The following is a 12,171-nucleotide window of genomic DNA, read 5'->3' as shown; positions in this document are numbered from 1 at the left end:
AGGACATGATGCATTTGGTTTGGATAATAAGAAAAAAATGCTTTCCTACTCTTTTTAAGCTTCCGAATATACTTTTTGGAAGCTCTTCACTTCTTTATGATAGGATAAATTGCTTAATTAAATATTTTACATTTATTTCTTTTACCAGCTTTTAAAAAGCAAAAGCATCTCTTACTCAGGTAATACTCACTTAATGGATTGAAGTGAAAGGTGGCGACTCCAGCGGGATGAGTGAGACAGATTAGCCATCACAAACGAACGCGTTAGCGGCGGTGATGGCTAATCGCTCACCCCGCGGAACGCGTCCACCTGAAACGTAAATCCGCTGTATTATTTAAATCTTTAAAGTACATTGAACACTGGTTTCGCAGGACGATGATGCATATACATTCTCTTGAAATAGTTGTTTTCATCTATCCAAAATACCATGAATACTGGGTTCATGGTATTCTCACTTCATATACTATCTTATCTTTTGAGGAAAACGCAAACGTCTTTTAAGTGCATCCTGTCCTACCGTTTCCAGAGTGCTTTGGACGAAACATTTGCTCCTGCGGTTACTCATCTCAAAAAAATTTGCTACTCTATTACCTTGTAGATTTTGAGTAGTTGGAAATGAATACCTCACTTCCAACTACTGTCTTTTCGGTCATCTTCTGCTTTAGAATCCATTAATAAATGGATTTTTTTCCATCTCATCTTCAGGAGTTGTTGATGCTCCATGACCAGGGTATACTATAGTTGTTTCCGGTAACGTTAATAACTTGGAATGAATGGATTTTAATAATTCCGCATTATTCCCACCAGGTAAATCTGTTCTTCCTATACTATTTTGAAAAAGTGTATCTCCTACAATCGCAAATGCGTCTTCACCAAAGTAAAAGGTTAAACTGCCTGGTGAATGGCCAGGTGTATGAAGTATTTGGAATGAGAAGTCCCCTATTTCTATTTGAGATTCATTCGATAAAATAATATCTGCTTCTTTGCAAGAAATAGATGGAATTTCGGCATACTTGCTAGAACCATTTTTAGTAGGATCATTCAGCCACTTTTTCTCAGCCTCATGGATGTATACTGGGATTTTATACATATCTCGTATCTGATCTACCGCTCCAATGTGATCAAAATGTGCATGTGTTAACAAAATCGCTATCGGCTTTAAATTTAAACGATTTAGTTCATGTATTAATTTATCTCCATCTCCTCCTGGATCAAAAATTAAACATTGTTTAGAAGCGTTAGATACAACGTAACAATTGGTTTGAATAAAACCTAGTGGATAAGTTCTTATATTTAAAATATTAATCACCTCTCTATCATATTAAACGATTTCCTATTCTTTGTTCAATTATTCGTAACTTTTTTCACTCGACAAAGCTACCGAATACAATTACAATAGAAGAGGAATATGCAAAGCGGCATTCATTTTCTGATGTCGAAAGGAGTGTCTTTCATGAACTTATTAATGGTGATTTTTGGACTTGTTACAATTTTAGCTGTAGTCGGCACTGTCCAAGCTTTTAAAGAAAAGAATGTGCTAGGAGTTCTATTTAACTTTGGTACATTTGCTGTTTTTGGCTTCTTTACAGTCATGACAATTTTGAATCAAGGTTTTCCACCAAGCTTACACTAAATTGTAATAGAAAGAGCTGTTGTACAAACTGTACAACAGCTCTTTTCTATTCATCCAAGTGAATCCAAACTTTTTCTTTCAAAGGATTTAGTTGAATCCAATTCTCCAACTCATACCCACCTAGGCAAGTTTTACCGTCCGGAGCACATGAAATGGGCTGAGATAAAACTTGCCCCCATTCATGTTCCCCTTCCAATGAAATGGATGAAATAATACCTTTATCACCTGATTCATCTACGTTTCCACTTTCCAATGCCTTCATTGTAATAATTTGACCTGGTTTCACAATAGAAATAGTTGGTATAACCCATTCTGAATAATTACTAATTGCTGGCGAAGTCCATTCGAGAGAGTCTTTCCTTTCTTTATTAACTAAACGATAATCATATAGCTTCTTATCTTCGTTAATCTGAATATAAAGCATACTTTCTCCTAAATTTTGAACGTCAACCAAGTGATTTATACCTGTATCTTTGAGTGTTTTATCGTCCAAAGAATATAGAATTAATTCATTTCCATCTAAATTGCTATCAGTTCCTTCTAAAAGCATTAATTGCTTATCATCGTACCATTTAACAAAAGGATTTCCAGCTTCAATAGATTGCAAATTTTGAGTAGATCCATCGTATACAAATGTATTATATGACCAATCCTCATAAAAGGTTGTAAAGGCAATTAAATCAGGATTCGTAGGATGCCAATCCATATAAATTTCAGCGGATTCAAATGTTAGACTTTGTTCTAAGTATCCATTCTTATGTATAATTTGAACTTCTGCTGATGAAGAATTGTTAGAAGTATGTAATAAAATAAGTTCTTTATTTGGATGTATAAATCCTTCAATTATCGGAATAGCAGAAGTATAGATAGTTTTCCACGAATCATTCGAGATAGAGTAGGATTGAACGGTCCACTTTCCTTTTTCCAAAAGGATAAAAAGGATTTCGTCGTTCGATAGCCATCCTATTACACTATGAAAAGTAGAGGAAGTTAATGTTATCGACGGAATCTCTTTGGGAGAATTGGAAGCAGGTGCTGTGATCAAAGCAGAATCAGCAGTTTTCGTTGTCTCTTCAGGTCCATTATCTGCACTGTTACTTTCTGAACAACCTTGAAGAAGTAATATTAACAAAATGATTGTTCCAATTTTCTTCAATAGACTCCCCCCTTCACATATTGTATTAGACGTGTGAAAAATTAAATTGTTTCATTTAAATTTCTTTGGATATTTTTTTGACTTTGCTCAAATTTTTCGAAAATCGAATGTATGAGTGCTAAATAATTCTACTACAAGTAAGCTAATCGTAGGAGTTTTTTTATTTCATTATTAAAAATGACTGTAGGCAAACTCGTTTAAAAGAGTTTGCCTACAGCCTGAGCACAGATTAGTCTGTGTTTTTATTATTTTTTATTCTCTTTTTCTGCTTGATCAAGAAGGAGATTTCCTGTTTTCAGATCATAGAAACGGAGTAAATCTCCATTAATAATTTGATCAGAATAACCTAGTTCTTGTGTAGTACGATCGATAAACGGTTGGCATTTTTCAATATCAACTTCAGTACCAGTAGAATTATCGTAACAAGCATTACCTGCATAAACTAATTTATCCGTCACGAAACCACCATTTCGGAAAATAGCAAAGTCTTCATGATCTTTAGAAAATAAATCCGCTCCTAATTGCATGTCTTTCGCAGTGTCTACACCTAATAGATGTAAAATCGTTGGTCTTATATCAATTTGTCCTGCAGTTTCAGGCATCACTTTACCAACACCACTATGTGGAATATGGATAAAGAATGGAACACGTTGAAGTTTAGCCGATTCATAAGGCGTAATGTCTTTGCCTAAGTACTGAGACATTGCAGCATTATGATTTTCGGAAATTCCATAATGATCGCCGTACATAACGATAATTGAATTATCGTACAAGCCTTTTTCTTTTAAATCATCAAAGAATGATTTTAAAGCCTCATCCATATAACGGACAGTCTGAAAATATTTATTTAAAGTCTTTGAATTAGAATCGTAAGGTGGAATAAATTGATCCTCCTCATCTAAATCAAATGGATAATGATTCGTTAAAGTAATCATACGAGAATAAAATGGTTGCGGCATATCTGCCATTAAATCAACCGATTGTTTGAAGAAAGGTATATCTTTCATACCCCATCCAACAGAGTTATCATCTGTAACATCATAACTATTAACATCATAAAAATTCTGAACAGAAAGAGCATGATACATCATATCTCTATTCCAAAAACTTTTATTGTTTGGATGCATTACATTCGTGAAATAACCTTTTTCATTTAAACTTTCTGCCATTGAGTGAAACTTATTTCCACTATGAGTAAAGAAAACTGCTCCACCACCTAAAGGAAAAAGGGAATTTTCAACAAGAAATTCCGCATCCGAGGTCTTTCCTAAACCTGTTTCATGGTAAAAGTTAGAAAAATAAAAAGTATCTTTGTCTTTCGTTAACGAATTCAAAAACGGAGTAATTTCGTGACCATTCATATCGTTATTAATAACAAAGTTCTGTAAAGATTCCATAGAAATGACTATTAAGTTACGCCCATCAGCTAGACCAAACATTTTCGCATTAGGTTCAGCTTGATTTGAACGAACATAGTTATTTACTTCTACTAGCTCACTACCATCAGCAAGTGCTCGCTGAGCATGCGACTTCGACTGAATATATAAATCATACAAATGATAGTTGTATGGTCCAAGGTTTTTCACTAACATTTCTCTATCAAAGCTTCTTGTAAGAAGTTGTGGTCTTTCTATTTCAGATAAACCTAGATTTAAAAACAATACTGCCGCAGCTAAAACAAAATACGCTCTCCTAGTAGCTGGTTTAACAATCGAAATTTTTTGACCTATCTTTAACCATTTTAAAGTAATAAGAATAATTGCTACATCAGTAAAATAGAAAATATCAGTTAAATTAATACTAGATTTAGCGGATGTTCCTAAATCACTAAAGTTGTTTGTTTGGAATAATACCGGAATTGTAATAAAATCCGTAAAAAATCGATAAAAAACAACATTGACATATAACACTATTGATAGAATGATACTTGTAATAACAATGTATCTATTTCTAGCTTTTGAACTTTTGAAAAACAGTGACAGCCCATAAATAAACAAAAGAAAACTTAACGGATTTATAAATAATATAAATTGTTGCATCATATTTTCTATTTTCAAATCAAAGCTAGTGTGATAAACCACATAGGTTTTAATCCAAGTAACCACAATAGCAATAACAAGAATTGAATGTGTCGGCCAGTTTTTCTTCATCATGCCTACATCCCCCCCTTTATACACTCTTTATATTATGAGTAAAAGTAACAGAGTATATCTTAATCCTTTCTATTCAATAAATCAACAGAAATGAAAGGGTAATCTGTTAAAATTTTTCATGTCATAAATTCTCATACCCATTAATAGACGGTTATAAACCTCAAAAGTTTCAATTATTTTTTAAAAAATGTTGATTTTCGTCATAGGAGGATGCTTTCAAGCTGACCAGCTAGTGATCCTTCTCGAGGTATGGCAACCCTTAAAATAGAAAAGCAACAGATAGAAACGAATCCGTCGCTCATTTTTTTTTATAGTTATTTTGTTCTTTTCTTAATACGAGTATCGCAATTTGAAAGTCATTTGCATCAATCAATTGCATCTTATACAATTCTTTCACTTCATCTTCCATCATTTCCAAGTCAGCTAATCGATCTTTCGTGTATATATATATTCCAAAACGTTTTAAAAGTTGCATTATATCATAAACTGTTTTCATCTAATTTTACCTCATTACGATGTAATTTACACGGAATGGTTTTTAAATTGGTGATAATTTTGTCTACTGGGATGTCGTAGTTTTCTCTCTCCACTAAACTACACACCTGAAAATCAAATGCTAAGGAAATTGTATGACCAGTATATTCTGATAAATAACGATCATAATATCCACCTCCATAACCAATTCGATAACCTGGTATATCATAAACAATTCCTGGTACTACAAGCAAATCTATATCGTTTGAGGATACAGCTGTAGTGACAAGTGGGTTTGGCTCTTGTAAATGCATATAAACAGTTTCAAGCTGATCAAAGCTTTCAATTTTATAAAATGTCATTTTCCGATCCTTTGGAACGCATTTTGGCACTACAACTGTTTTACCCATCTCCCATAGATTTCTAATGATATTTTCCGTATCAACTTCTGGGAAGTCAGAAATAGTAATACCAATTATGGATGCTCGTAAAACATTTTCATCTATAAGAAAGCGCCGTTCAATTTCACTTGAATACATTTGATATAAAGATTTATCTAAGTTAATGAGTTGTTGTTTCATTTCATCTCTTTGTTCTTTTTTTGGCATACATTTCCCTCCAAAAATTAATAGAAAAAAACCAAAACCGAAATTGGTTTTGGTTTAAGTTATTATTTAGTTTCTCTATGAAGAGTCGATTTCTTTTCACGTGAGCAATATTTTTTAAGTTCAAGACGTTCTGGATTGTTACGCTTGTTTTTCTTAGAAATATAGTTGCGCTCTCCGCAATCTGTACAAGCTAATGTAATATTAACGCGCATGGTTGTCCCTCCCACTCTTTTACAGGATGAAATATAAAATCTGAGCATGATTTATACGACTAATCCATTATAGCATATATAGAAATAAAATCCACAGTTTAAGGAAAGAATTTATTCAAAGTTTTTTGGAATATGTTAGTATAATAAGAGGAAGTTATTAAACAGAGGTGAATATTATGGACTACTCAATCATTATTATGGTTATTGGTATTATATTAATCCTTGTTTCATTTTTCGTAAAAGATACTGTCAAAAAAATGGAGACAGAAATGGAAGACCTCTCTTTTACATTATATCAAGAAACAAGTGCTTTAAAAAGAAGACTAAAAATAGTAGAAGAAGAATTATTAATGGAAACCACCAAAATTACTCTACCAACAAAACAAAAAACAAAACCGGTCATTCATGAAATAATTAAAAGCCAAGTATTAGAATTACATAAACAAGGTTATTCTTTACGAGAAATAAGCAAAAGATCCTCCTTAACTATTGATGAAGTGAAATCCGTTATAGGCGGTGGAATATAAATGAAAAGAAGCTCTATTCGCTCATTGGGAATTGGATTATTTCTTGCTGGTGCAGTATTCCAAATTCAACATATATCCAAACCAGATGAATCCATATCTACCCAAGCTATAGATGGGGAAGCATATGAAAAGTCCCAAGCCGAATTGAAAATTGTTAAACAACAGCTTGCTCAACTTCAATTAGATTTAGATAATGCAAAAAAGGAACAGATGACAGAAGTCAACGGAAAAATGGAAGAAAAAGAATCACCCGCACAAAAAAGCACTACTAGTTCTATTTTAATCGTTCAATCCGGCATGAATTCCAAAGATATTAGTTCCGCATTAGAAAGCAATGGCATCATTCAGAATAAACAAGATTTTGAAGACTATCTTGATGCTCAGAAATTGACTGGGCTTATTCAGATAGGGGAATATGAATTGGATTCTTCTATGACGATGAAACAAATTGCTGAAAAAATCACGAAAAAATAAGAAAGGGCCACATCAAATTAATTTTTTGAAGTGGCCTTTTCCATTAGTTATTTAATTCATAATGCTTTCCTTTTAGTAAATATAAGACTCTCTCGGCCATATTGGTAGCATGATCCGCCGATCTTTCCAAATAACGACATACAAATGACAATTGAGTGATTTGACTAAGTTGTGCAGGTTGTTCTACTCCTACAGATAGAAGTGTTTTAATGGCATGCCCATACATTGCATCAATCTCATCATCTAGTTTTGCAATTTTCTTTGCTTCCTCGATGTCTTCCTTCATAAAAGCATCTAAAATTTGTTTCAACATCGCAATTGTTTTGACACGCATCTCATCTAATAAATGGATCGGAGCAATATGCTTATCTTTCCCAATTCTGATTGTTTCTTTTGCTATATTCACAGCATAATCACCAATACGTTCCATATCCGAAGCTGCTTTTACAAGTACCATTAATCTACGTAAATCAGTAGCTACGGGTTGTTGTTTGGCAATAAGTAGGATAACCCGGTCATTAATTTCTTCTTCCATGCGGTTAATATGAATATCATTATTAATAACTGTAAGGGCACCCTCAATATCATTTGCTAGTAAATAATCCATAGAATCATTAAGTGTATTAATTGCCATATTACTTAATTCGAGCATTAAGCTCTGTACTTGATGCAATTCCGCGTTGAACCTCTCTCTACCTACCATTTTTTAATAACCTCCTTCATCATCCGAAACGTCCTGAAATATAGTCTTCTGTGCGTTTATCTCTAGGTGTAGAAAAAATGATATCCGTATGATTAAACTCCACCACTTCTCCATTTAAGAAAAAGGCTGTTTTGTCCGAAATACGAGCAGCTTGTTGCATATTATGCGTAACAATTATAATAGAGTAATCCGTTTTTAGTTCTTGAATAAGTTCTTCTACTTTTAACGTAGAAATTGGGTCAAGTGCTGATGTAGGTTCATCCATTAAAATTACATCAGGTTCTATCGCTAGACAACGAGCGATACAAATACGTTGTTGTTGACCACCAGATAGGCTATATGCATTCGTTGATAAACGATCTTTTACTTCATCCCAAATTGCTGCTCCACGTAAACTTTTTTCTACGATTTCATCTAGTATTTTCTTGTTTTTTATACCGTGAATTCTTGGTCCATATGCAATATTGTCGTAAATTGACTTTGGAAATGGATTTGGCTTTTGGAAAACCATCCCCACTTTCGTACGTAATTCTTCTACTCCATAGTCCGCATCAAAAATATTGCGGTCACGATATAAAATTTCTCCAGATGTTTTAACAGTCGGAACTAATTCCACCATACGATTTAATGTCTTAATATAGGTAGATTTACCACATCCAGATGGACCAATAATTGCTGTTACTTCGTTTTCTTTAATTTGAAGATCTATGTTTTTTAACGCATGGTGATTGCCATACCATAAATTTAATTGTTGTGTATTATATACAATATTTGATGTGTCTTTATTCACAGATGTTTCTTTATCTAAAAACTGTACCATCGATTTTTCCCCCTATTCGCAAATTAGCTCAGTACCTTTTTTGAAATTTATTTCGAATAAATATAGCGATGGAATTCATTACCAACAAGAAAATCATTAATACTAGAATCCCAGCAGCCGCAACATGTTGGAATTCAGCTTGGGGTCTTTTAGCCCAATCGTAAATTTGCATCGGTAGTGCAGTAAACTGGCTTAGTAAATTCACCGGTAAAAACTGAATAATAACAGGTATACCGATTACTACTAATGGAGCCGTTTCTCCAACCGCACGTGAAAGTGCCAAAATTGCACCTGTTAAAATTCCTGGAATAGAGGAAGGCAAAACAACTCTTGTTATCGTTTGCCATTTTGTTGCACCCATTCCATATGAAGCTTCCCGAACTTCTTTCGGTACGGAACGAATTGCTTCTTGGGCTCCAACAATTATCACTGGTAGTATCATCAAGCTCATTGTGAATCCAGCAGCTAATACACTATTTCCCAGCGATAATGTGCGAACGAAGATAGTCAAACCAAGCAATCCAAAAACAACCGAAGGAACGCCTGCAAGATTTGAAATATTCATCCGAATAAAATCATTAAGTTTGTTTTTCTTTGCATACTCCTCTAAATATATGGCGGTACCTACACCTAATATTAAGGAAACAGGAGCCACAACACCCATTAACCAAACCGAACCAACCAAAGCCGCTTTTATTCCTGCTTTAGCAGGAAAGCGGGAGCCAAAGTTTAGAAAAAATTCAGGTGTTAAATAACCAATTCCTTGTGTGATTATTCTATAAAAAAGAATACTTAGTGTTACTAATGCAAATAATGTTGCTATAAAAAATAAGGTTTTAAAAAATCGATTTACTGTGAGTCTAGCTTTCATTCTTTTTACTACCGATTCATGATTAACATATCTCATTTAATATTCCTCCCGATACTTTTTCGAAATAACGTGAGCAATAAAGTTCATCAACAATGTAAACAAGAACAATGTAAATCCAATGGAGTAAATTGAATAATAGATTGTAGTTCCATAACCGGCATCTCCTGTAGTAACTTGTACAATATAAGCGGTCATTGTTTGAATAGAATCTGTAACATTTAAATCAAACTTAGGAGTAGATCCTCCAGCTAATGAAACAATCATCGTTTCACCAATTGCCCGTGAAATTGCAAGAACTATAGATGCGATTATTCCAGAAAGTGCTGCCGGCAACACTACTTTAATTGCAACTTCTAATTTGGTAGATCCCATAGCTAAAGCACCTTCACGAATGGAACGAGGAACAGATGTCATGGCATCTTCAGATAATGATGCAATCATTGGCAAGATCATAATCCCAACAACGATACCTGGACTTAATGCATTAAAGATCTTCAAGCTTGGTATAATCTGTTGTAACAAAGGAGTTACAAATGTTAAAGCAAAAAAACCATATACAATTGTTGGAATTCCTGCTAATATTTCTAAAATTGGCTTAATAATTCTCCTAGCATTTTCATTTGCATATTCGCTCAAAAATATGGCTGATGCAATTCCAAACGGAACTGCAACAATCACTGCAATTAACGTTACTTTAACTGTCCCCATTACTAATGGAAGTATACCAAATGATGGTGTACTATTTGCAAAAGGAAGCCATTCTGTTCCAAATAAGAAATCGAGAATAGGAACTCTAGTGAAGAACATGCCTGTTTCAAAAATAAGTGTAAAAACGATTCCAATCGTCGTTAATACTGAAACTGATGCTATTAGTAGTAAAAAGATTGGAACAAGTTTTTCTATTATTTTTTTTTGTTTTTTACTATTTGATTTAGCGATTAGCTCTTGAACTGATGGTCGATCAGTCAAACCCTTTTGAGCCATGATGAATCCCCCTTTTACCAAACGAAAGAAAAGAGTAGCAATATTGCTACTCGTATCTTCTCTTTTCCAATTTACCTATTACTTCAAACCTTCTAAATCTGCTAAGTCTTTAGCGTATTCTTCATCAGGAAGACGAACATAACCAACTGCTTCAGCCATATCTCCTGAATTTTCAATTGCATATTTAATGAAATCGTAAGCTGCTGGATTGTCTTTTATAGCACTATTTTTAGCATAAACAAATAGTGGACGTGATAGTGGTGTGTATTCACCATTTCTAATCGTTTCATGTGTTGGTTCTACACCATCAATTTTGATAACTTTCAATGTATCTTTATTTGCTAAGTAATATGCATATCCGAAATAACCAATGGCATTTTTATCTCCTTGTACACCTTGTACAAGTACGTTAGGATCTCCAGAAAGTGTCGCGGATTTAACCATATCATTATCTTTTACGACCACTTCGTTGAAATAATCATGTGTTCCAGAGTCAGTACCTGGTGAATAAAATACTATTTCTTCATTTGGCCAAGCTGGGTTAATATCTGACCATTTCTTCACGGTACCATCTTCAACCCAGATTTTTTGTAAGTCTTCAATAGTTAAAGAATCAGCCCAAGTGTTATCTTTGTTCACAACAATCGATAAACCATCGTATGCGATTTTGAATTCAGTATAGTCAATACCTGCTGCTGCAAGTTTTTCTTTTTCTTCATCTTTTATTGGACGGGAAGCATTAGAGAAATCAGTTGATCCTGCGATGAATTTTTCAAAACCTCCACCAGTACCAGATACTCCAACAGTTACTTGAACTTTTCCTTGTACACCTTGATATTCTTCAACGATACCTTCCATAATCGGAGCTACTGTACTTGATCCGTCTCCAGCAACTTTACCTTCTATAGGAACTACTTTGTCTGTTGATTGTTCTTTCGCTGAAGGGTCTTCAGTAGTTGTGTTTGAATTATTTCCACAAGCCCCAAGTGTTAATGCTGATCCTACCACTGATGCCATTAATAAGTACTTCCAGTTCTTCATCAGGTAAATCCCCCTAAAGTTATGTTTTCTGTTTCTCTTACAATGTTTACTATAAAGGCTGCATGTTGAGTCGATATGAACGTATTGTAAAGCTTTTGTAAATTGAATAGGAAGTGAATAGAAAATAAGAATAGAAGCTGTTCTATAAATGGTTTTGATTCTTGATCACCAAACTCATGAATCAATGCATATATCTTTTTCATTTTCGTATCATAATCATCGTTTTCTTTCTCCAAATGATAGTATCTTATTGGTAAATGTGCCTCCAAAAGTTACTTGTTTCGATTTGCTACTACTTCGAATTCCCAAGGAGACTCATCAGGATACGAAAATACAGAAACAAACACTTTGTTTATCGCCATTTGCACACACCCTTTTTATTAAGTATGTCTCCAAAATTAAAAAACATGCACCACCTTAGCGCATGTTTTTTCTCTCAATCATCTAAATTTTAAGCACGCTCCATTTTTTCGGTAATCTTGGGGCGGATGTTTGTCCGTTGCCCTCTTGGTATT

At 33.9% G+C, this 12,171-nt stretch carries 15 protein-coding genes; 3 read left to right on the top strand and 12 right to left on the bottom strand.

Annotation, left to right across the window (positions count from 1 at the left end; all coding sequences use genetic code 11):
- Positions 1 to 661: 661 nt before the first annotated feature.
- Positions 662 to 1,300 carry an MBL fold metallo-hydrolase gene (locus tag ACTSKG_RS02175; protein WP_464757943.1) on the bottom strand — a complete coding sequence of 213 codons (639 nt, stop codon included), beginning with the start codon at positions 1,298 to 1,300 and terminating at the stop codon, positions 662 to 664.
- Positions 1,301 to 1,453: 153 nt separating this feature from the next.
- Here ACTSKG_RS02175 and ACTSKG_RS02170 point away from each other — a divergent pair, with 153 nt between their 5' ends.
- Entirely contained in the window at positions 1,454 to 1,633 is a 180-nt protein-coding gene (locus tag ACTSKG_RS02170; protein ID WP_464756519.1) for a DUF2759 domain-containing protein, read from the top strand.
- 46 nt (positions 1,634 to 1,679) lie between these two features.
- Here ACTSKG_RS02170 and ACTSKG_RS02165 read toward each other — a convergent pair whose 3' ends face one another.
- The 5 genes from ACTSKG_RS02165 to rpmG form a co-directional block, all read right to left on the bottom strand.
- The gene (locus ACTSKG_RS02165) at positions 1,680 to 2,789 is read right to left on the bottom strand and encodes a YqgU-like beta propeller domain-containing protein (RefSeq protein ID WP_464756518.1); all 1,110 of its coding nucleotides are present in this window, start codon (positions 2,787 to 2,789) and stop codon (positions 1,680 to 1,682) included.
- Positions 2,790 to 3,034: 245 nt separating this feature from the next.
- Complete coding sequence (locus tag ACTSKG_RS02160; protein ID WP_464756517.1) at positions 3,035 to 4,942, bottom strand: LTA synthase family protein; 1,908 nt, start codon at positions 4,940 to 4,942, stop codon at positions 3,035 to 3,037.
- Positions 4,943 to 5,240: 298 nt separating this feature from the next.
- On the bottom strand, positions 5,241 to 5,438 hold the full coding sequence (locus tag ACTSKG_RS02155) for a YqgQ family protein (RefSeq protein ID WP_464756516.1): 198 nt from the start codon (positions 5,436 to 5,438) through the stop codon (positions 5,241 to 5,243).
- Positions 5,422 to 6,024 carry a 5-formyltetrahydrofolate cyclo-ligase gene (locus ACTSKG_RS02150; protein WP_464756515.1) on the bottom strand — a complete coding sequence of 201 codons (603 nt, stop codon included), beginning with the start codon at positions 6,022 to 6,024 and terminating at the stop codon, positions 5,422 to 5,424. The genes ACTSKG_RS02155 and ACTSKG_RS02150 overlap by 17 nt, the downstream gene beginning before the upstream one ends.
- A 62-nt stretch (positions 6,025 to 6,086) precedes the next feature.
- Positions 6,087 to 6,236, bottom strand: a complete 150-nt coding sequence (gene rpmG / locus ACTSKG_RS02145; protein ID WP_093265860.1) for a 50S ribosomal protein L33 — start codon at positions 6,234 to 6,236, stop codon at positions 6,087 to 6,089.
- 176 nt (positions 6,237 to 6,412) lie between these two features.
- On the opposite strand from rpmG, the gene ACTSKG_RS02140 reads away from it, so the two are divergent.
- Together ACTSKG_RS02140 and ACTSKG_RS02135 are read left to right on the top strand one after the other, a co-directional pair.
- Positions 6,413 to 6,763 (top strand): hypothetical protein, encoded by a 351-nt coding sequence (locus ACTSKG_RS02140; protein WP_464756514.1) that lies wholly within the window; start codon positions 6,413 to 6,415, stop codon positions 6,761 to 6,763.
- Positions 6,764 to 7,237, top strand: coding sequence for a hypothetical protein (locus ACTSKG_RS02135; protein ID WP_464756513.1), 474 nt, complete (start codon positions 6,764 to 6,766; stop codon positions 7,235 to 7,237).
- 43 nt (positions 7,238 to 7,280) lie between these two features.
- On the opposite strand, the gene phoU is transcribed toward ACTSKG_RS02135, so the two are convergent.
- The 6 genes from phoU to ACTSKG_RS02105 all read right to left on the bottom strand — a co-directional run bounded on the left by phoU (position 7,281) and on the right by ACTSKG_RS02105 (position 11,892).
- On the bottom strand, positions 7,281 to 7,940 hold the full coding sequence (gene phoU, locus ACTSKG_RS02130; protein ID WP_464756512.1) for a phosphate signaling complex protein PhoU: 660 nt from the start codon (positions 7,938 to 7,940) through the stop codon (positions 7,281 to 7,283).
- A gap of 19 nt (positions 7,941 to 7,959) precedes the next feature.
- The gene (gene pstB, locus ACTSKG_RS02125; protein WP_464756511.1) at positions 7,960 to 8,760 is read right to left on the bottom strand and encodes a phosphate ABC transporter ATP-binding protein PstB; all 801 of its coding nucleotides are present in this window, start codon (positions 8,758 to 8,760) and stop codon (positions 7,960 to 7,962) included.
- 28 nt (positions 8,761 to 8,788) lie between these two features.
- On the bottom strand, positions 8,789 to 9,667 hold the full coding sequence (pstA, locus tag ACTSKG_RS02120) for a phosphate ABC transporter permease PstA (RefSeq protein WP_464756510.1): 879 nt from the start codon (positions 9,665 to 9,667) through the stop codon (positions 8,789 to 8,791).
- Positions 9,668 to 10,615 carry a phosphate ABC transporter permease subunit PstC gene (pstC, locus tag ACTSKG_RS02115; protein ID WP_464756509.1) on the bottom strand — a complete coding sequence of 316 codons (948 nt, stop codon included), beginning with the start codon at positions 10,613 to 10,615 and terminating at the stop codon, positions 9,668 to 9,670.
- Positions 10,616 to 10,693: 78 nt separating this feature from the next.
- The gene (locus tag ACTSKG_RS02110; protein ID WP_464756508.1) at positions 10,694 to 11,656 is read right to left on the bottom strand and encodes a PstS family phosphate ABC transporter substrate-binding protein; all 963 of its coding nucleotides are present in this window, start codon (positions 11,654 to 11,656) and stop codon (positions 10,694 to 10,696) included.
- Complete coding sequence (locus ACTSKG_RS02105) at positions 11,656 to 11,892, bottom strand: hypothetical protein (protein ID WP_464756507.1); 237 nt, start codon at positions 11,890 to 11,892, stop codon at positions 11,656 to 11,658. The genes ACTSKG_RS02110 and ACTSKG_RS02105 overlap by 1 nt, the downstream gene beginning before the upstream one ends.
- Positions 11,893 to 12,171 lie beyond the last annotated feature (279 nt).

Source organism: Psychrobacillus syltrankelensis (assembly GCF_055454035.1).
Note: the sequence above shows the minus strand (reverse complement) of the source record. Positions and strands in the feature narration are given on the sequence as shown.